A 20,662-nucleotide genomic window follows, 5' to 3' on the forward strand; every position below is an offset into this window, starting at 1 on the left:
GCCGTTTGCACAGCGGGAGATGTGGGTCAAGGTGAGAATTAGCGCAATTGCGCGATCAGGGCAGGGACCACTTTGTAGATGTCGCCCACCAGTCCGTAATCGGCATAGTTAAAGATTGGCGCGTTTTTATCTTTGTTCACGGCGACAATCACTTTCGCGCCATTGCCGCCCACCATATGCTGGATCTGTCCGGAAATACCCAGCGTCAGATACAGTTCGGACTTCAGCAGTACGCCGGAAACGCCGATGTAACGCTCGCGCTCCATCCAGTTTTCCCCTTCGGCGATAGGGCGTGAACAGCCCACTTCCGCGCCGAGTACGGTGGCCAGTTCGCGCACCATGTTCAGGTCGTCTTGTGCCGCCAGGCCGCGACCGACGCCTACCACGCGTTTTGCTTTGCTTAAATCAACGCTGCTGAGCGATTTGGCGCGACGTTCCTGACACAAGATCTCCTGGCGCGGGGCCACCCACTCGGCGGTAACCACCGGGCAGTCATGCATGTGATCCGCCTCAATCGGCTCCAGTACACCAGGGGCGAGAGTGATAATGGCCAGCGGGCTGTTCAGTTTTTCTTTGCCAAACGCCAGGCCGCCATACATACGATGCTCGGCAAACAGTGCGTTCTCTTCAACGCTCACTGCCGTTGCATCGTTAACCATGGCCGCATCCAGCTGAATACTCAGACGCGCGCCCAGCGCTTTGCCGCGCTTGGTTGCTGCCATCAGCAGCAGACCGTCGCCTTTTTCCCGGATTTGCGCGGCCAGCGTTTCGGCGTAATTTTCGATTCGCTGCAGGTCGGAGGGTTTATCCAGTACGATGATGCCGTCAGCACCGAGCGGCTTAACCTGCGCCGCCTGCTCAGAACCCTGAACAATGGCATAGACCTGTTGACCCCACTGACGTGCGCCAGCCATCAGCTCTGCGTAGCGTTCAACGTTATCGCTAAATACCCAGACGTGGGTTAATTGACTCATGATTGTGTTCTCCGTTGGGCTCAGTTCAGGGCTTTTTTCAGGTGTTCAGCCAGTTCGGCGATGGCTTCCGGCGAATCGTTATCCAGAATGATGTGCTTACGCGCCGTTTGTGGCGGTACGGTAATGGCAACCAGTTCTGCTCGCAGCTCGCCCTGACTCCAGCCGATGTCGCTTGCCTGCCATGTGTGTACGGGCTTTTTCCCGGCGCCAAGAATGGCTTTCATTGAGGGGATGCGTGGCACGTTAATATCCGATGTCACGCAGATAACGGCCGGAAGTGTCAGTTCTATCACCTCAACGTCCTCTTCCAGCGTACGTTCTACAAGCAGCTTATCGCCCTGACGCTGGAGGCTGCTGACGGCGTTAAGGGTTGGCAGTTGCAGGATCTCACCGACCAGTAGACCAACCTGTTGTGCATAAAGGTCCCCAGACCCTTCACCAAACAGGAGCAGATCGAATCCGATTTTTTCCACCGTGGCGGCAATGGCCTGCGCCGTGTCTTTTGGCAGCGCGTGTTCCAGCTGTGCATCCTGCATCAGATACAGTGCATGTGGCCCGCGGGAGAGCACATCCTTACGCACTTTAGAGTTTTGCAATAATAAGCCGCCCACCGTCAGTGCCACGATCTCATCCTCTGCCTCGGTGGCCAACTGCGTTGCGGCCTCAATGGCGTTGAGATCGAACTGACTGATTTTGGCGTCCGCATTGTCAAAGCTCAGCGCTTGCTCGGGCGTAACAACAATGTCCTGTTCTTCAGGCACCAGCTTAAAGCAGGTTATTATTTTCATGGCATCTCCTGTGAGTCGCATACCGACAGTGACAATCAGGCCACCCCGGCGGAAAGTGAAAATTGACTGGAAATAGTGTGCGACAGACGGCGGCTTTTTATCGACGGAGCAATCTGTTTTCGTTACCAGGTATCTTGCAAAAAAAGTGGGATCGCTCGTACAAAAGAAATGAGTAGAAAATCATTTGAGAAAATTAAACGTATTATCTTGCAGGTGAGGGAAATAATCTTGTTTTGCCCTTACTAAATACAGTTGTATAACCGCCATACTCGCTTTATTTTATCCTCATTATATTGTTCAGGATAAATTTCTGCTTGTGGAGGTTGTCATGTATCAACGCTGCTTTGATAATGCCATGGAAAGCCTTTTTGACCAGGGCAAAACCCCGCGGTTTTCCCGATTTGTCATTAGTGATGATCCCCGTTGGGAGTCCGGTCATCATGTTCATGACAATGAGACCGAGCTCATTTATGTCAAAAAAGGCATCGTCAGATTAACGATCGACTCTTCCCTTTATGTGGCTCACGAAGATGATATTGTCGTGGTGGAGCGGGGGCGGTTACACGCCGTGACATCGGATGTGAACGCGCCAGCCACCACCTACACCTGTGCGCTGTATGGCTTTCGCTTTCAGGGCTGGGAGGAAAACCAACTGCTACAATCGCATTCCTGTCCGGTGGTTGCCGTCGGCCAGGGAAAAGAAGTGATCAAAAGTATTTTTAATGAGCTCGGGGTGATGCTGCCGCAAAGTAAAAATGGCCTGACGTCGTCCGTCTGCGATGCTTTTGCCTATGCGTTGACGGTGCTCTTCTTTGAGAACTTTAAAAATGCGTATCGTTCGGAACAAGGACATATTAAAAAAGATGTTCTGATTAAAGATATTCTGGTCTATCTCAATAATAATTATCGGGAGAAAATTACGCTTGAGCAGTTATCAAAAAAATTTCGTGCCAGCGTCAGCTATATTTGTCACGAATTCACCCGCGAGTACCATATTTCACCGATTAATTATGTGATTCAGCGGCGGATGACCGAAGCGAAATTTGCCTTAACCAATACTGATTATTCACAGGCCGAAATTTCCTGGCGCGTCGGGTATGAAAATGTCGACCACTTCGCGAAGCTGTTTTTGCGCCACGTCGGCTGTTCGCCAGGCGATTATCGTAAACAGTTTAAAAACAGCCTGACAGAGCAGGCCTGCCTGTTGTCCGACGTCTGAGTATATGTGTCATCATCGGTAAGCGTTTGAATGGCCGGATACGATGCAAGTACCGTATCCGGCCTGTCGATTACTTGTTCTGATAATCCTTCAGGATCTGCCGACCTGCGACATAAATCATGATCTCATCCGTCCCGCCGCCAATCCGTTCACAACGGACATCGCGCCAGAATCGGGAGACACGCGCTTCGTCGGTATAACCCAGCCCGCCCATAATCTGAATTGCATCGTCAATCACTTCCATCGCGGTGCGGGCACAATACAGTTTCGCCAGCGCGGCGCTGGTACGCAGTGACTGCTCCTGATCGGCCTGCCATGCCACCTTCAGCACCATATTGCGCATGTTGTCGACTTTGATTGCCATCAGCGCCAGCTTTTCCTGGATCATCTGGTTGTGTCCAATCGGTTTGCCAAACGCAATGCGCTGGTTGGCATAACGTGCGGCATCCTCAAAGGCGCATTCGGCGAAGCCGGTACTGCGCGCAGCGTTGATCAGACGTTCCATCTCAAAGTTATACATCACGTTGAGAAAGCCCATGCCTTCTTCGCCCACCATGTCGCTTTCATCCACCTCAACGTTGTCGAGATAGACTTCGCAGGTGCTGAGCATATGCCAGCCGATTTTGTGCAGCGGATTGATTTTGATCCCAGGCTTGTTGGACTCCACCCACCAGAGGGTAAAGGCTTTCTTCGGATCTTTTGGCTCGGGATCGCGCGCCAGCACCAGCATGTATGGGTACTCTTTGGCGCCAGTAATAAACGTCTTCTGGCCGTTCAGGTACACCTTGCCGTCTTTGCGCGTGTAACTGGTGGTGGCGCTGTTGTTGTCAGAACCCGCACCTGGCTCGGTTAACGCCAGGGCATAGGCCGGATCGCCGGTCTCCAGCGTGCTTTCCGCCGTTTTCCGCAGTTGTTCTGGCGAGCCGAAACGGCGCATGCTGTGAATACACTGCCCGTTGGTGATCAGAAAGGCCGGGGCGCCGCATTTTGACACTTCCATCAGGGCCAGCATTTGGGTGACATAGTCTGCCGGAATACCGCCGAACTCTTCCGGTACGCCCAGCATGGAAATCCCGTTATCCGCCAGCGCACGCATAAACTCTCTGGGGTAGGTCGCCGTCTGGTCGCAGGTGCGGAAATACTCTTCCGGAAAATTGCTGGTGATCAGTTCCCGGATACTGGCAAGCAGCAGCTCTTGCTCTTCGGTTAAAGAAAAGTCCATCATCATACTCCTTTTAATTCGCCGCTTCCGGCAGTTCAAAACCCATGGTGGCGTCGATAAATAATCTTTCATCCATCAGTTTCAGGTCTGGTGAAATAACCGGTGCGAAATCCATTTTCGCCAGAATATCGCGCTCCAGATCCACTCCAGGGGCAATTTCAATAAGATGCAGACCGTCCTCTTTTAGCGTAAATACCGCGCGTTCGGTGATGTAGCGCACGTCCAGACCGCGCTCGAGGGCGATTTTTCCGCTAAAGGTGATTTCCGGCAGTTCGCTGATGAATTTATTCACCCGGCCTTCCTGGACGATGGTTAATTTACCGTCGGCCACTTCTGTTTTCAGACTGCCAGCGGTTAGCGTGCCGCAGAAAACAATTTTCTTTGAGGTCGCGCTGATATCGATAAAGCCGCCAGTTCCCATGATTTTGCCGTTAAATTTGTGCACCCCGACGTTGCCATGGCGGTCAACTTCCGCAAAGCTCAGATAGCAGACGTCCAGCCCACCGCCATGGTAGAAGTCAAACTGTGAGGTCATATCAAGAATGGCGCGAGTGTTGACGTTTGCGCCAAAAGCGACACCCTGGGAGGTGATCCCACCCACGGGGCCGGTTTCAACGGTCAGTACAAAGTCATCTGCACAGCCTTCCTCACGGGCCACCAGTCCAATGCCATCCGCGATGCCGACGCCAACGTTACCGACCGCACCTTTACGCATTTCAAACAAGGCGCGACGGGCAACCAGTTTGCGTTGGTTGAGGGGCAGAGAGAGCTGGGTGCTGTCGTCGAGGGTGAAATCGCCCGAGATAAACCGGTTCACCGGCGCGCCGCCGTACAGTTGCGTCTGGTCTGGGTCGACCACCACGATATCCACCAGATAGCCGGGGATACGTACGGATTTAGGATGCAGCGTGGCTTTCTTGACCATTTTCTGCACCTGCATCATCACGATGCCACCGTGGTTGTGCACCGCCTGAGCCAGCACCAGCGCGTCGAGGTACATCACCTCATCTTCAAACGAGGCATAGCCTTCGCTGTCGCAGGTGGTGGCGCGGATAAACGCGACGGTAGGCGCAATCGCTTTGTAGTAGAGATATTCTTTGTTATCAATCTCCACCAGCTTGATGAGGTCTTCTTTGGTGACCTCATTGAGCTTGCCCCCCTGTTGGCGCGGGTCGACGAAGGTGCCAATCCCGATATCGCTGAGGATCCCCGGCTGGTGGGCGGCAGACGCACGCAGAGCCTGAGTCAGCACCCCTTGTGGATAGTTATAGGCGACAATCTTATTTTGTTCCGCTAAATCCGAAATACGCGGCGACTGCCCCCAGTGCCCGCACAGAGCCCATTTCACCAGGCCTTCCTGGGCCAGCGGGCTGATTCCGCGATCGGCGCGATCGCCCAGACCCGTCGGACTGATAATCGATAAATTCCGTGGCGTTTGCGTTTGCTTATATTTATCGGCTAAAGCGGTAATTAAGGTGGTGGCTTCCAGAATACCGCCGCCTGCGCCTAATATACACAGTACATCTTCATCTTTAATATAATTTACCGCGTCCTGGGCCGAGAGCACAGGCACGCGACCATTAACGCGTGGTGGTCTTTCAGGTTTCATATAAACTCCTGGATACCCGGCAGAACCCTACGCCGCTGTGTTCAGGCGCAGGCCTCCGCTGAATATTCATGTGGAATATTCACTGTGGAATAAAATATATATTTAATGGCGGGAGAGAATCTGTCCCGCCTTTATTTCGTTAATTACGCCTGATGTAATATCGTTAATACCGTACGCAGATCGCTAACGGATATTTGTCCCGGTGCCGAAGCCTTTTTAACCGCGCCAAAGGTCGCCGCGGAGCCGAAGACTTCACCGGCCAGGCGCGAAATCACACCGGTTTTGGACATCGACATGGTGATCACCGGACGGTCAGCGTACTGTTCCTGCATTTTCAGCGTAGCGGAAAGCAGCGTCAGAACATCGCTGTGGTTCTGCGGCATCAGGGCGATCTTCGGAATATCGGCACCCAGTTCCTGCATTTTGCGCAGCCGTGCAACGATCTCTTCTTCTGCTGGCGTCTTGTGGAAATCATGGTTGGACATGATCACGCTGACGTTTTTGCTGTGCGCGTAGTCTACCGTCGCCTTGACCTGCTCATCACCGGTAAACAGTTCGAGATCGATCATATCCACCAGGCCGCTATCGACCGCCGCGCGATTCAGCGAGAGATAGGCGTCGGTTGAAATGGCCTGTTCACCCCCTTCCTTCGCACTACGGAACGTAAACAGCAGGGGAGTCTGGGGCAGTTCAGTGCGGATTGCGCGGACAGCCTCCAGGACGGCATCGGCAGAGGCGACATCGGCGAAATGGTCAACGCGCCATTCCAGAATGTCGAAATCCGCGTCGCGATAGGCCTGCGCTTCTGCGCGGACGCTGGCGATATCTTTGCCCATCAGCGAGACGATTATTTTTGGAGCCCCTTCGCCAATCACGAGGTTTTTTACGGTTACGGTTTTCATTTAATACCTTTTATCAGTCTTAGTTCCTGGCCGTCAGGCCGCAAACCCCATCACCTGTTTTACGTATTCCAGCGGAAAATCTTTGCCGGTCCACAGTTTGAACTGTTCAGCGCCTTGCCACAACAACATGCCGTAACCATCGATTGTTTTGCAACCGGCCTGTTGCGCTTGTTGCAATAACTTCGTCATATGCGGGTTGTAAACGCATTCGGTAACCAGCAGTTCCGGACGTAGCAGGCTCACGTCACTGACAATCGATTCATTTTCCAGCGGCTTCATGCCGACTTTAGTGCCATTGGTCAGGATATCCGCTGTCGCCAGCGCGTCAGCGAAGGCCTGCTGGTCAGCAAGGTCTGTCACCGTCACCACGCAGTCGGTGTTTTCATTCACCCGCTTAGCGAAGTCCACTGCTTTCTGGAAAAATTCATCATTGCGGTTAAAGAGTTTAATCGCTTTGATCCCCTCAATGGCTGCCTGCGCACCAATGGCCGTGGAGGCGCCACCTGCACCCAGTAATACCATGGTTTTACCCTTGATATCGAAACCACTCTCTTTAATTGCGCGAATGTGACCGGTGCCGTCGGTATTGTAACCACGCAGGTAGCCGTCATCATTGACGATGGTATTAATCGCGCCAACCAGCTTCGCCGCCGGGGTCAGTTCATCAACAAATTCACAGGCCAGCTGTTTATTGGGCATCGATACGCCGGTCCCGCGCATTTTTAACGCTTTCAGCCCCTCGATAGCGCCAGCGAAGGTGCTGTTGTCGACCTCAAAGGCCATATAGGTAAACGGCAATCCGGCTTTCTCCAGCGCCTTATTTTGCATTTCAGGCGACAAACTGTGTCTGATGGGATAAGCCATTAAGCCGATCAGTTCATATTTCGCGGTTACATCCATAACATGACTCCTTAAATTGTCGCTTAACTTTTTGTTGAAAAATAACGTTCGCCCAGACGGATATCGTTTTGTGGAATATTAAAGACCCGGTAATAGCGAACAAAAACGATAATGCCGGTGATAAAGGCCAGCAGGGCAAAAGCGAAATCCAGTAAAATGATGTATTGCAGGCCGATGGTGGAGAGGTAACCGGTAATCAGCGGAATAACAAAATTCGCGAGGCCGCCCATCATCATATAAACGCTGGTGACTTTGGCTTTGCTCTTCGGAAAGAATTCCGACATCACCGACACGCCCAGTTGTAAAATCCCGCCCGCGGCAGAGAAGCCAATCACAAACGCGCCCGCGTTACACACCAGCGGTGACGGCCAGAGATAAATGACGGCCGCGGTAACGGTGGCCAGTCCGGCATTAAAGACGTTAGCCCAGATGGGGCGAACCATTTTTTTCAGCAGTGCGGCAAAGATAAAGACGCAGACCAGCGAACCCAGGCTGTAATACGTGATGGTTTTCAGCGCATCCGCTTCTTCCATTCCGGCGAAGGCCATGGCGTATTTCGGCATCCAGACCACGATAACGTAAAAGGTGGAAAACGCCGCCACGCCAAACATGACGGAAGCCACTCCTTCCAGCCAGACCAGCGGTTTGCTGTTCATCTGCGGTAACTCTTTAGCGACGCTGGCATCCACCAACTGGCCGGGGAATTGACTGCGCAGTAACATCAGGGTGATCAGTACAAACAGAATGCCAGGAATGATCACGCCATAGCCGTACCAGATGTTGTTGAGCAGCATATAGCCGACCAGCATCGGATAGAGCATCTGTCCGAAGGAGACCATTGCTTTGACGAGGATCACCGCGGAACCTGACGCTTTCGGGAAACATTCCATCAGTGCCGGGTAGCCTCCGGTATCAAGCGCAGAGTTGGCCACGCCAACGCAGACGGCGAGGACAAAGGCCACCATCAGGTTAGGACTGGCAGGGATGCCGAAGAAAAAGAGAATATATAACGCGGCACCCAACAAAATGATCGCCCGACGACCGAATTTATCCGACAGGACGCCAAAAAACAGAATACTCACCAGACGACCAAGTCCGATGCCGGAAATTAAATAGGCGATCCCTGCGCTGTCAGTAGAAAACTTCGCGGCGAGTGAGGTCATATTTTGCGCCAGCGTAATGACGCTAATACCGTGGAGAAAATAGCTGAGATAAATACAGATGACCGCCAGGAAAAATGGCGTGCTGAAAGCCTTATTCTGTGACATTTTTTCAAAGCTCCTTGCCGGTTAATTTAATTCTGCTTTCGCCAGCGTTTTTATATCCGGCGATTTTTTATTAATATACGATGGTGAAACGACATGAACTACATAACATGACGTTTTAGTAACCAGGTATATTGCAGACGAAAGTGTGAAAACCCACGTATCCTGCGACGTTTTATTGTTAATAACGGTGTTATACAAACTATATTGCAGTCAGTGATAAGAATATTGCATTCGGCGGATTCAGCCTTATTCCGCCACCGGTGACATCATCAATTGACGTTTCGTTTCGAGACGGCTGCGATAGCCAATAAATAGCGCCAACAAGAACCCCACGGCGGCAATACCGGTATCGAACCACATAATATCGGCGATGCTCCTTTGTGAGAGATGGGCCGTGACCAGCGGGATCGTAAAGGTAGCAATGCTGCCCGCACTGTAATAAATGCCGGTGGCTTTCCCTTTGGCATGCGGAAAGCGGGCGGCCATCAGGGTCAGACCGATTTGCACTACGCCCCCGGCTGATGAAAAGCCGATCACAAAGGCAAAGACGATCACGACATACATCGTGGGATGCAGGCACACCGTCAATAGCGCGACAAACGAAACAAAAGTGTACAGCATCAGCAAGGTGGTTGAACGCACCGTTTTGCGCACCAGCGGGGCGGTAATCAAAACGCAAAGCAGCGAACCGCAGGTGTAGATACTCAGCAGTTTGATCGACAGGGTATACGACATCCCGGCGACAAACTGACCATACTGCGCCAGCCACTGGCTGATGAGATAAAACGTCGCCATCGAGATGTAGCCGTACAGCGTATAGCTGGCAAGGTCGATAAATGCGCAGCGATGTCTTTCAGCCGGGCGCTGGTGCGGTTCGTGTGTCGGTGTGACCGGCGCGAGGCGGCGTCCAGGATGCGGTGGAAAGGCGCAGCGCAGTAAAAACAGACCGTTAACCAGCATGATGGCGGCGGCAACGATAAATGACCAGCCAAACCACAGTTCTGCCCAGACGAGCAGACTGATGATGATGGGCAGTAAAAACTGTCCGCCGGAGACAAACGCCTTAATCAGAATGTTGGCGGTGCTCGGCGAAGAGGGAAAGGCCTCCATCAGGCTGGGATAGGTCCCGGCGTCCAGGAAACTGTTCGCCATGCCCGCGAGGACGCCGAACACATAAGCGATGATGATATTATGGGTCGTCAGAATACCGAAAAAGAACGTCACATAACAAAGCATCCCCAGAATGATGAAGGGGCGGCGGCCAAACCGATCGGATAATAATCCGGCGCAAAACAGCACGCTTAAGCGCCCGATGCCTAATGAGGAGATCACGACTGACACCCCAGCGGCATTGGTCTGCCACTGTTGTTCGAGCGATGCCATGTTGAGACTCATCAGGATGACTCCCATACCGTGCACCAGGTAATTGAGATACAGCCCCATCGCAGTGGGGAAATAGTGATTTTTCATGATGCCTGCTCAGCGAAATGGCTAATGATTTTCCCTGGTACGGGGTAAATACCCGTGCCTTAAAAGTACAATGGGTCTCTATATTTGAAGTTTCTTAGTATGAATCGCCAGTGGCAGGAAATATGTGGTCTAACACAATCGTTCCAGGTCGTGGGCATAGAGTTCGGCAGCAACGGATTGATAAATCTTCCAGTCAAGAAAACTGCCATCACGATAGACCGACTGAAAATCGGTTAAATCAGAAAAGAAACGCATGGTATTATTACCAATGCGATTGTTTATCTTCTCTATAATAGCATTAATACGTAATTTTCTTTTTCTACGCATTTCCAGCAGCGTTTCAACAATGGCGGGAGGGAGTTCACATTCGCCATTTTCCCACCGCTGCCAGTCGGCGGCATTATAATCTGGCGCAATCCACGATACGCACTCTTCAATGGTCATTGCAAAAACATGACGTAATGCCTGTAGCTCATAAGCGTTCATCATTGAATGACCTCATATTAAAAAACAGTAAAGCATAAATAACATTATCAGGCTGATTTCGGCGTGAAGAGAGTCGCAGTATCTTGTGCAATATTATTTGTTATCGGCATGTGAAAAGGGGAATTCCCATGAAAAAAAGAGGGATAAAGGCAGAGGGAAGGATTATTTTGCGGTGAGACAGCCGCCATGTCAGGATAAAAAAAAGCCCATCGTGGGAGATGGGCAAAGACTACACACAGCAATTCGTTGTTTCACTCAGGGGATTTCCATACTTATAAATCAATGTCTTGATCTATAACCGTGAGCTAATAATAGGGTATGGGGTGTTTTAGCGTCGATCAGATTCGTCTCAATAGTTTAAAGACTGTAAAGAATTTGCGATACAAATCAGGGACAACGAAGCGGGAACAGGAAAGACAGAGGCATCGCGCTACACTATTGATTAGCTGTGCTAAACATTCAGGCGACCGCAGTCGCCTGCTATCGTGCTATTTTTTAAGGTTTTCGATTTCACCCAGTTCTTCGAGGATCTCTTCAGGTTCGCTGGTCGGCACAGGCGCTTCGTTAACCCAGGCCGAGAACAGTCGCCATGAAACGGCCAGCAGTACCGGACCGATAAACAGCCCAATCATGCCAAACGCAATCAGGCCGCCAATGACGCCGGAGAGGATCAGGATCAGCGGCAAGTCCGCGCCCATACGAATCAGCATCGGGCGAATGACGTTATCCAGTGTGCCCACCACGCAACTCCAGGCCAGCAGCACGCTGCCCCAGGTCGTATCGCCACTCCAGTAAAGCCAGATAATGGCCGGAATCAATACCGGTAACGGCCCCAGTTGAACCAGACAGGAGAGGATCATCACCACGGAGAGCAGTGTGGCATAGGGTACGCCGGACACGGCCAGACCGATGCCGCCCAGCACCGCCTGCACCAGGGCAGTGACAACCACGCCCAGCGCCACCGCGCGGATCGCCTGGGCGGCCAGCAGCATCGCTGCGTCTCCGCGTTTTGCCGCCAGACGGTAGGCAAAATGACGAATACCCAACGCCACCGTCTCTCCACGCCAGTACAGCAGGGCGCTGAATAACAGCATCAGGCTGCAGTGCATCATAAAACGACCGATGTGAGCGGCCTGACCGACAAACCAGGTTGTTGTGGTACCGATGTACGGGCGAACCTTCGCCATAATCGCCGTACCGCCCATATCCAGCAGGTTATGCCAGCCGGCATACAGTTTGGCGCCAACCAGCGGAATGCTGTTCAACCAGGCCAGGTCCGGCAACGTCATATCCCCGCTCGTGACAGCGTGGATCAGCGGTCCGCTGCCGTCAACGATACTGTTGACCAGCAGGGCAATCGGGATCACAAACAGCAGTACTAATAAAAGTGTCATCACCAGAACCGCCAGCGAACGGCGGCCCCAGAGTAATTTTTGCAGACGCAGTAGAACGGGCCAGGTCGCAATGACGATCGTCCCGGCCCAGGCAAAGCCCAGAATAAAAGGTTGAACAATCCAGAGACACGCCACAATCATGATGGCTAAAAACAGCACCGACAGCAGCACTTGTGCGATATCCCTGGGCTGACGAATATTGACCATAAACTCTTTTCACCTATGTAGTGCGTCAGATCGTTGACGCGACGCGACCGCTCGAAACACGTCTCATAATGATGAGCAATTTCAGCGGTTTTTGACAGGCGGATTCTGCCAGTATTTCTGTTGGGTGTATTAGAAAAAAATGTGATACAACAATAAGCAAACGATTAACTCCCACAACACACAGACCGCAGGAAAGGGTCACGATAATGATTCCACAAATTTCTCAGGCACCCGGCGTCGTTCAGCTGGTGCTCAATTTTTTGCAAGAGCTGGAGCAACAAGGATTTACCGGCGATACGGCAACCAGTTATGCCGATCGTCTGACAATGTCGACAGATAATAGTATCTATCAACTTCTCCCCGATGCCGTGGTTTTCCCTCGTTCAACGGCTGATGTGGCGCTCATTGCCCGCCTGGCGGCGCTGCCGCGCTTTGCCTCGCTGATTTTCACACCGCGCGGCGGCGGTACCGGCACGAACGGACAGGCGCTCAATCAGGGCATCATTGTCGATATGTCTCGCTATATGAGCCGCATCATCGAAATCAACCCGGAAGAGGGCTGGGTGCGGGTGGAAGCGGGGGTGATCAAGGATCAACTGAACCAGTTTCTGAAGCCATACGGCTATTTTTTCGCCCCGGAATTGTCCACCAGTAACCGGGCAACGCTGGGCGGGATGATTAATACCGACGCCTCCGGACAGGGTTCTCTGGTCTATGGGAAAACATCCGATCACGTGCTGGGGGTGCGGGCCGTGCTGCTGGGCGGCGATATTCTCGACACTCAGCCGCTGCCGATCGCACTGGCGCAAACGCTCGGTCAGAGCAACACCACGATTGGCCGTATCTATCGCACTGTGTTTGAACGCTGCCGCGATAACCGTCAGTTAATTATTGATAAATTTCCCAAACTGAACCGCTTCCTGACGGGCTACGATTTGCGTCACGTGTTTAACGATGACATGAGCGAATTCGATCTGACCCGAATTCTCACCGGCTCGGAAGGGACGCTGGCGTTCATTACGGAAGCGCGACTGGACATTACGCCGCTGCCGAAAGTGCGTCGACTGGTGAACGTGAAATACGACTCTTTTGACTCCGCGCTGCGCAATGCGCCGTTTATGGTGGACGCGCGCGCGCTGTCGGTGGAGACGGTTGATTCAAAAGTGCTGAACCTGGCGCGTGAAGACATCGTCTGGCATTCAGTGAGCGAATTGATTACCGATGTCCCGGACAAAGAAATGCTCGGCCTGAACATTGTCGAATTCGCCGGGGATGATGAAACGGTTATCGACGCGCAGGTGGCTTCCCTGTGCGAGCGGCTTGATGAACTGATTGCCCGTGAAGAGGCTGGCGTGATTGGCTGGCAGCTATGCACTGAACTGGCGGGCGTTGAGCGTATCTATGCCATGCGTAAAAAAGCGGTGGGCCTGCTGGGTAATGCGAAAGGGGCGGCAAAACCGATTCCCTTTGCCGAGGACACCTGCGTACCGCCGGAACATCTTGCTGATTACATCGCGGAGTTCCGCGCACTGCTTGATGGTCACGGTCTGAGCTACGGCATGTTCGGTCACGTTGACGCCGGGGTGCTGCATGTGCGTCCTGCGCTGGATATGTGCGATCCACAGCAGGAGGTGCTGATGAAGCAAATCTCCGATGAAGTGGTGGCGCTGACGGCAAAATATGGCGGTCTGCTGTGGGGGGAACACGGCAAAGGTTTCCGCGCTGAGTACAGCCCGGCGTTTTTCGGTGATGAACTTTTCGCGGAACTGCGGAAGATTAAAGCGGCGTTCGATCCGCAAAACCGGCTGAATCCGGGGAAAATATGTCCGCCTGAAGGCATCGACGCACCGATGATGAAAGTCGACGCGGTTAAACGCGGCACCTGGGACCGGCAAATTCCGCTGGCCGTGCGCCAGACCTGGCGCGGCGCGCTGGAATGTAACGGCAACGGTTTGTGCTTTAATTTCGATGCAAAGAGCCCGATGTGCCCATCGATGAAAATCAGCCTCAATCGTATCCACTCACCCAAAGGGCGTGCGACACTGGTGCGCGAATGGTTACGTTTGTTGGCGGATCGCGGTGTCGATCCGGTGCGACTGGAAAATGCGCTGGCAAGTAAACGACCCAGCCTGCGTTCTCTGATCGCGCGTACTCGTAACACCTGGCACGCCAACAAGGGCGAGTATGATTTCTCGCATGAAGTAAAAGAGGCGATGTCCGGCTGTCTGGCCTGTAAGGCGTGCTCGACGCAGTGTCCGATCAAAATCGATGTGCCGGAATTCCGTTCGCGTTTCCTGCAACTTTACCATACCCGCTACCTGCGTCCGCTGCGTGACCATCTGGTGGCGACGGTTGAAACCTATGCGCCGTTGATGGCCCGGGCGCCGAAAACCTTTAACTTCTTTATTAATCAGCCGCTGGTGCGCAAGCTGTCCGCAAAGCATATCGGCATGGTCGATCTGCCATTGCTCTCGACGCCGTCGCTGCAACAACAGATGGTCGGGCATCGATCGGCGAATATGACGCTGGAACAGCTTGAAGCGCTGTCGGCTGCGCAGAAAGCCAATACGGTGCTGGTGGTGCAGGACCCGTTCACCAGCTATTACGATGCGCAGGTGGTGGCTGATTTCGTCCGTTTGATTGAGAAGCTGGGGATGCAGCCGGTTCTGTTGCCGTTCTCGCCAAACGGTAAAGCGCAGCACATTAAAGGATTCCTGACCCGCTTTGCGAAGACCGCCAAAAAGACCTCTGAGTTTTTGAACCGCGTGGCAAAACTGGGGATGCCGATGGTCGGTGTTGATCCGGCGCTGGTGCTCTGTTATCGCGATGAGTACAAGCTGGCGTTAGGTGACGCGCGCGGTGATTTCCACGTCCAGCTCGCCAATGAGTGGCTGGCAACCGCGCTGGCTTCGCAGGAACCGCGCGAGGTTAGCGGCGAATCCTGGTATTTCTTTGGCCATTGTACCGAAGTGACCGCGCTGCCCGGCGCGCCCGCGCAATGGGCGTCGATCTTTGCCCGCGTTGGCGCGAAGCTGGAAAACGTGAGCGTGGGCTGTTGCGGCATGGCCGGTACTTACGGTCATGAGGCGAAGAACCATGCGAGTTCGCTGGGCATTTATGAACTGTCATGGCATCAGGCGATGGAACGGCTGCCGCGTAGCCGTTGCCTTGCAACGGGATATTCCTGTCGCAGCCAGGTGAAACGGGTTGAAGGCACGGGCGTGCGTCATCCTGTACAGGCATTACTGGAGATTATTGGATGATCTGGAAACGTGAAGTGACCCTCGACGCCCTCAATGCGATGGGTGAAGGCAATATGGTCGGCCTGCTGGATATTCGCTTTGAGCATATCGGCGACGATACGCTTGAAGCGTCAATGCCCGTCGACGGACGCACGAAGCAGCCGTTCGGTCTGCTGCACGGCGGCGCTTCTGTCGTGCTGGCAGAAAGCATCGGCTCGGTTGCCGGTTATCTGTGCACCCAGGGCGAGCAGAAAGTGGTGGGGCTGGAAGTTAACGCTAACCATGTTCGCTCTGCGCGGGAAGGGCGCGTGAAGGGGATCTGTAAGGCGATTCATACCGGCGCCCGTCATCAGGTCTGGCAGATTGACATCTATGATGAGCAGCAGCGACTGTGCTGTACTTCGCGGCTGACCACGGCAGTTGTGTGACGTTGTCACCAAAAAAGTGTGATCAGTATTGCTTTTGGTCATAATCTGCACAGCGAAAGGTGATATACTGTGCAGGTTTTGACCATAAGCGAGGATGATATGACTAGCCAACTAGACCCGGCCCAACTGGCAATTGAGTTTTTACGTCGTGATAAAACAGAGCTTTCTCCAGCCCAGTATCTCAAAAGACTGAAACAACTTGAGCTGGAATTTGCCGATTTACTGACGCTCTCTTCCACTGAATTAAAAGAAGAGATCTACTTTGCCTGGCGCCTTGGCGTTCATTGATTCAGCGATCGTTAACGTAAAAAGAACCCGACATGCGCGTCGGGTTTTTTTGTTCCTCACTGGCGGTATTACCACGCCATCTCGCCCGAATTCACTTTCGCGCTCAATTCCAGCGAACTTTCCTCTGCCAGTCCCGGCCACGCCGCTTTCATCGTTTTAATGACCCAGGGCGAACCTTGCTTCGCCGCCAGCGCCTGTTCGAACGATTGCAGATAATCCTGCGTGAAGCGGATGGCCCGATCGCCTTCAGGGCGCTCACCAAGGTAATGACCCGGAATAACCTGTGCAGGCTTTAGACTATCCATTTCAGTCAGAACATGACGCCATGATGCGCGTTGCGCTGGTGTCTGGGTGTCAGCGGTCCAGACGTGAATGCCTGACGCCACGCCCGTGCCGCCGAGAATGGTCCGGTTCGCTGGCACCCAAACATAGGCCGCGTAATCACTGGGATGACGCAGTTCCAGCGTTTCACCATCGATGCGAAAACGCGTTTCTGTGGTTGCCTGCGGGACGGTCAGCGCCGTTGGCGCACCCTCTTTCATCTGGGGTCCCCAGTACTGCAACTTAGCCTCTTTGGTGGCTCGAATATGCTCAACGACCCGTGGCGTGGCCAGTACCTTCGCGTCAGGAAAGGCTTTCACAATCGGCTGCAGGCCGAAATAGAAATCCGGATCGCCGGAGGTAATCACGATGGCTTTCAGCGTCTTGCCACGGGATTTAATCATCTCCACCAGCTTTCCACCGTCTTTAGTGCTGAACTGCGCATCAAACAATATCGCTTCCGTCGGACCGGATACTAACGTTGAGGAGACAGGGAAAATGGCGTTCTCCTGCGGGTTATAGACGTCAAGTTGCAGCGGCGCGGCAAACAGGGGGGAGGCGACAGCAGGCAACAGCAGGGCCAGCAGTTTACTTTTCATGAGGAATAGCCTTATGCAGATGAAATGGTCTTGTGTGTGGTCTGTATTTTAAGGGAATTGAGATCTGTTAGAATTCCCGTATCAGAACATGCTGAGTTTCATAAAACGATCGGATGGGTGGCGATGGACAGAGTGATGGCGGCGACGGTATTCAATCATATCTGCGATTTAGGCAGTCTGAGTGCGGCGGCGCGGGCACTGGGTCTCTCCAGGCCGATGGTGAGCCGCTATCTTGATGAGATGGAGAAATGGGCCGGGGCGCGGCTGATTCATCGCACCTCGCGCAGGCTGACAATTACCCCCGCCGGGGAGGAGGCGCTGGTGAAGACGCGAACGCTGGCGCAGCTCTCACAAGCGATTGGCGCGGCGTCGGCGGCAGATATTCCCAGCGGAACGCTACGCGTCGCCTGCGCGCACTTTACGGCAATGCATATTCTCGCCCCGATGCTGCCGGGATTTTTAGCGCGTTATCCCGAACTGCGCATTGAAGTTGAGATAAACAATCAGCCAGTCAGTCTGGTCGGTGAACGTATTGATGTCGCCATTCGCATTACCGATAACCCGGAGCCTGGCGCGATTGCCCGTCGGCTTGGCGATTGCGAATCGGTTCTCTGCGCATCAGAGGCGTATTTGCGTCAGCACGGCACCCCACAGACGCTGGAGGATCTCACTCAGCATAACTGTCTGTATTACAGTGGGTTTGCAGGAAAATCGTGGCACTTTCTCAACGAGCAGGGCGAGGCGGTCTCGGTGGCGATCAAGGGGAATTTGAGTGCCGGGATCTCGTCTTTACTTTGTGAATCCGCGCTGGCAGGCATGGGGATAGCGCTGGTGCCGGAAAAGGAAGCGCGTGACGGACTGGCTCAGGGACGACTGGTTCGCCTGCTACCAACCTTGCAACCCCGACGCCTTGCCGTGTACGGCCTGTATCTTTCCCGTGAACATCAGCCCGCCGGGCTTCGGCTGTTTCTGGAGGCGATCCAGACCGCTATGCCGTAAAGCCCATGAATTGATCTGACGTATAAAACAGCAGATAGCAATTTGTGTTAAAAATGACCTTTACCGATATGAGACTATTCTTATCGCCCCTTCAAGAGCTAAGCCATCATGAGTGCCGGAGATAAGCGCCGGATGGGGCCGGAACCCTTAGGGCTGTTACTGACAACCTTAAGGGTTTTGTTTTTCTGTGCTTTCACGCTTCTCACGTCATTCCTATCCCTGAAATAGTCATTTTCTATACATCTTTACTGTTTTGACCAGTCCGGTCGATGACAGACGCTAAAGTCATTATTAATCAGTAAATTGAACAAATTCATCCATTCCTTTTAACCCACGTGGCAGGGTCTATGCTTAATAAAAGCGGTCAAAACAGGTGAAACACCGTAATGCCCCTGCTGTTGAGGGGTTGAAGTGAGAATCGTTATCACTAACATGGTGTTATAGCCTGATGGCTCACTATGCGAGGTAACCCTATGGAATTGCATTCAGGAACATTTAATCCGGACGATTTTGCCTGGCGCGGATTGACGCTAACCCCGGCGGCAGCGGCCCATATTCGCGAACTGGTCGCAAAGCAGCCGGGCATGCTGGGCGTGCGCCTGGGCGTTAAACAGACGGGATGCGCGGGTTTTGGCTATGTGCTGGATATCGTCAGCGATCCGGAAAAAGACGATCTGCTGTTTGAGGTTGAAGGCGCGAAGCTCTATGTCCCGTTACAGGCGATGCCGTTTATCGATGGCACGGAAGTGGATTACGTCCGTGAAGGATTAAACCAGTTATTCAAATTTCATAACCCGAAAGCCCAGAACGAATGCGGTTGTGGCGAAAGCTTTGGGGTATAGGCGGTACTATGTCTCGTAATACTGAAGCAACTGACGATGTCAAAACCTGGACCGGCGGCCCCCTGAATTATAAAGAGGGTTTCTTTACCCAACTGCAAACAGACGAGCTGGCGAAAGGGATCAACGAAGAGGTGGTGCGCGCCATTTCGGCCAAACGTAATGAACCGGAGTGGATGCTGGAGTTTCGCCTGAATGCGTACAGAGCGTGGGTCGACATGCCGGAGCCGCACTGGCTGAAGGCGCACTACGAGAAACTGAATTATCAGGATTACAGCTACTATTCCGCGCCGTCGTGCGGGAATTGCGATGAGACCTGCGCCTCTGAGCCGGGGGCGGTCCAGCAAACCGGGGCAAACGCCTTTCTCAGCAAAGAAGTTGAGGCCGCGTTTGAACAACTTGGCGTACCGGTACGCGAAGGCCGTGAAGTCGCGGTGGATGCCATTTTTGACTCCGTCTCTGTTGCCACCACTTATCGTGAAAAACTGGCGGAGCAGGGGATCATTTTCTGCTCCTTTGGTGAGGCGATACACGATCATCCCGAACTGGTGAAACAGTATCTTGGCACCGTCGTGCCCGGCAACGATAACTTCTTCGCCGCGTTGAATGCCGCAGTCGCCTCTGATGGCACTTTTATCTATGTGCCGAAAGGCGTGCGCTGCCCGATGGAGCTTTCAACCTATTTTCGCATTAACGCCGAAAAGACCGGGCAGTTTGAACGCACGATCCTGGTAGCGGATGAAGGCAGCTATGTAAGCTATATCGAAGGCTGTTCTGCACCAGTGCGCGACAGCTATCAGCTGCACGCGGCGGTCGTGGAAGTCATCATCCATAAAGACGCCGAGGTGAAATACTCCACCGTCCAGAACTGGTTCCCTGGCGATAACAACACCGGCGGCATTCTGAACTTCGTCACCAAACGCGCGTTGTGTGAGGGCGAGAACAGCAAAATGTCCTGGACCCAGTCGGAAACGGGGTCAGCCATCACCTGGAAATACCCCAGCTGTATTCTGCGCGGCGACAACTCGATCGGCGAATTTTATTCGGTGGCGTTAACCAGCGGTCATCAGCAGGCGGACACCGGTACCAAGATGATCCACATCGGCAAGAACACCCGCTCGACCATTATTTCGAAGGGGATTTCCGCCGGACACAGCCAGAACAGCTACCGCGGACTGGTCAAAATTATGCCGACCGCCACCAATGCCCGTAACTTTACCCAGTGCGACTCGATGCTGATTGGCGCCGACTGCGGAGCGCATACCTTCCCGTATGTTGAATGCCGCAACAACAGCGCGCAGTTGGAGCACGAAGCGACCACCTCACGGATTGGTGAAGATCAGCTGTTCTATTGTCTGCAGCGCGGTATCAGCGAAGAAGATGCGATCTCAATGATCGTCAACGGGTTCTGTAAAGACGTGTTTTCCGAGTTGCCGCTGGAGTTTGCCGTCGAAGCACAAAAACTTTTAGCCATTAGCCTTGAACACAGCGTCGGTTAAGGAAGAAA

18 protein-coding genes and 1 other RNA gene are annotated in these 20,662 nt (G+C 53.2%); 7 read left to right on the forward strand and 12 right to left on the reverse strand.

Translation table 11 applies throughout. From position 1 onward, the window contains the following. Nucleotides 1–38 precede the first annotated feature (38 nt). Both HVX64_RS10860 and HVX64_RS10865 read right to left on the reverse strand, forming a co-directional pair. Nucleotides 39–974 carry an electron transfer flavoprotein subunit alpha gene (locus HVX64_RS10860; RefSeq protein WP_044254778.1) on the reverse strand — a complete coding sequence of 312 codons (936 nt, stop codon included), beginning with the start codon at nucleotides 972–974 and terminating at the stop codon, nucleotides 39–41. Between the two features lie 20 nt (nucleotides 975–994). Beyond that, complete coding sequence (locus HVX64_RS10865; protein ID WP_044254775.1) at nucleotides 995–1,762, reverse strand: electron transfer flavoprotein; 768 nt, start codon at nucleotides 1,760–1,762, stop codon at nucleotides 995–997. A gap of 328 nt (nucleotides 1,763–2,090) precedes the next feature. On the opposite strand from HVX64_RS10865, the gene HVX64_RS10870 reads away from it, so the two are divergent. Further along, complete coding sequence (locus tag HVX64_RS10870; RefSeq protein ID WP_044254771.1) at nucleotides 2,091–2,981, forward strand: AraC family transcriptional regulator; 891 nt, start codon at nucleotides 2,091–2,093, stop codon at nucleotides 2,979–2,981. 70 nt (nucleotides 2,982–3,051) lie between these two features. Here the strand turns inward: HVX64_RS10870 and HVX64_RS10875 are convergent, their stop codons facing one another. The 9 genes from HVX64_RS10875 to ydiK form a co-directional block, all read right to left on the reverse strand. Further along, nucleotides 3,052–4,203: an acyl-CoA dehydrogenase gene (locus HVX64_RS10875; protein ID WP_042319326.1), complete on the reverse strand. Its 1,152-nt coding sequence runs from the start codon at nucleotides 4,201–4,203 to the stop codon at nucleotides 3,052–3,054. Between the two features lie 13 nt (nucleotides 4,204–4,216). After that, entirely contained in the window at nucleotides 4,217–5,812 is a 1,596-nt protein-coding gene (locus HVX64_RS10880) for an acyl CoA:acetate/3-ketoacid CoA transferase (RefSeq protein WP_044254768.1), read from the reverse strand. A gap of 143 nt (nucleotides 5,813–5,955) precedes the next feature. Then, nucleotides 5,956–6,714, reverse strand: a complete 759-nt coding sequence (gene aroD / locus HVX64_RS10885; RefSeq protein WP_044254765.1) for a type I 3-dehydroquinate dehydratase — start codon at nucleotides 6,712–6,714, stop codon at nucleotides 5,956–5,958. Nucleotides 6,715–6,747: 33 nt separating this feature from the next. Continuing rightward, nucleotides 6,748–7,614, reverse strand: a complete 867-nt coding sequence (ydiB, locus tag HVX64_RS10890; protein ID WP_090050002.1) for a quinate/shikimate dehydrogenase — start codon at nucleotides 7,612–7,614, stop codon at nucleotides 6,748–6,750. A gap of 23 nt (nucleotides 7,615–7,637) precedes the next feature. Continuing rightward, nucleotides 7,638–8,882, reverse strand: a complete 1,245-nt coding sequence (locus tag HVX64_RS10895) for an MFS transporter (RefSeq protein WP_043000853.1) — start codon at nucleotides 8,880–8,882, stop codon at nucleotides 7,638–7,640. Nucleotides 8,883–9,128: 246 nt separating this feature from the next. Continuing rightward, a complete protein-coding gene (locus tag HVX64_RS10900) occupies nucleotides 9,129–10,352 on the reverse strand; it encodes an MFS transporter (protein WP_044254757.1) in 1,224 nt (407 codons plus the stop codon). A 129-nt stretch (nucleotides 10,353–10,481) separates the two neighbouring features. After that, nucleotides 10,482–10,838, reverse strand: coding sequence for a YdiL family protein (locus tag HVX64_RS10905; RefSeq protein WP_044254942.1), 357 nt, complete (start codon nucleotides 10,836–10,838; stop codon nucleotides 10,482–10,484). A 194-nt stretch (nucleotides 10,839–11,032) separates the two neighbouring features. Further along, nucleotides 11,033–11,140, reverse strand: an RNA gene (rprA, locus tag HVX64_RS10910) — antisense sRNA RprA. Nucleotides 11,141–11,326: 186 nt separating this feature from the next. Beyond that, nucleotides 11,327–12,439 carry an AI-2E family transporter YdiK gene (gene ydiK / locus HVX64_RS10915; RefSeq protein ID WP_043000851.1) on the reverse strand — a complete coding sequence of 371 codons (1,113 nt, stop codon included), beginning with the start codon at nucleotides 12,437–12,439 and terminating at the stop codon, nucleotides 11,327–11,329. A gap of 206 nt (nucleotides 12,440–12,645) precedes the next feature. On the opposite strand from ydiK, the gene HVX64_RS10920 reads away from it, so the two are divergent. The 3 genes from HVX64_RS10920 to HVX64_RS10930 all read left to right on the forward strand — a co-directional run bounded on the left by HVX64_RS10920 (nucleotide 12,646) and on the right by HVX64_RS10930 (nucleotide 16,397). After that, nucleotides 12,646–15,702, forward strand: a complete 3,057-nt coding sequence (locus tag HVX64_RS10920) for an FAD-binding and (Fe-S)-binding domain-containing protein (protein WP_044254754.1) — start codon at nucleotides 12,646–12,648, stop codon at nucleotides 15,700–15,702. Next, the gene (gene menI / locus HVX64_RS10925; protein ID WP_043000849.1) at nucleotides 15,699–16,109 is read left to right on the forward strand and encodes a 1,4-dihydroxy-2-naphthoyl-CoA hydrolase; all 411 of its coding nucleotides are present in this window, start codon (nucleotides 15,699–15,701) and stop codon (nucleotides 16,107–16,109) included. Before HVX64_RS10920 ends, menI begins: the two co-directional genes overlap by 4 nt. 99 nt (nucleotides 16,110–16,208) lie before the next feature. Next, nucleotides 16,209–16,397, forward strand: coding sequence for a YdiH family protein (locus HVX64_RS10930; protein ID WP_042282711.1), 189 nt, complete (start codon nucleotides 16,209–16,211; stop codon nucleotides 16,395–16,397). 68 nt (nucleotides 16,398–16,465) lie between these two features. Here the strand turns inward: HVX64_RS10930 and HVX64_RS10935 are convergent, their stop codons facing one another. Continuing rightward, on the reverse strand, nucleotides 16,466–17,317 hold the full coding sequence (locus tag HVX64_RS10935; RefSeq protein ID WP_044254752.1) for a Vmh family MBL fold metallo-hydrolase: 852 nt from the start codon (nucleotides 17,315–17,317) through the stop codon (nucleotides 16,466–16,468). A gap of 123 nt (nucleotides 17,318–17,440) precedes the next feature. On the opposite strand from HVX64_RS10935, the gene HVX64_RS10940 reads away from it, so the two are divergent. From HVX64_RS10940 to sufB, 3 genes are all read left to right on the forward strand, one after another. Continuing rightward, nucleotides 17,441–18,316, forward strand: coding sequence for a LysR family transcriptional regulator (locus tag HVX64_RS10940; protein ID WP_043000847.1), 876 nt, complete (start codon nucleotides 17,441–17,443; stop codon nucleotides 18,314–18,316). Between the two features lie 473 nt (nucleotides 18,317–18,789). Further along, nucleotides 18,790–19,158 carry a Fe-S cluster assembly scaffold SufA gene (gene sufA, locus HVX64_RS10945; protein WP_044254749.1) on the forward strand — a complete coding sequence of 123 codons (369 nt, stop codon included), beginning with the start codon at nucleotides 18,790–18,792 and terminating at the stop codon, nucleotides 19,156–19,158. A gap of 8 nt (nucleotides 19,159–19,166) precedes the next feature. After that, nucleotides 19,167–20,654 (forward strand): Fe-S cluster assembly protein SufB, encoded by a 1,488-nt coding sequence (gene sufB, locus HVX64_RS10950; protein WP_044254746.1) that lies wholly within the window; start codon nucleotides 19,167–19,169, stop codon nucleotides 20,652–20,654. Nucleotides 20,655–20,662 lie beyond the last annotated feature (8 nt).

This window comes from Citrobacter sp. RHB20-C16, from assembly GCF_013890155.1.
In the GTDB taxonomy this organism is placed as follows: domain Bacteria; phylum Pseudomonadota; class Gammaproteobacteria; order Enterobacterales; family Enterobacteriaceae; genus Citrobacter_A; species Citrobacter_A amalonaticus.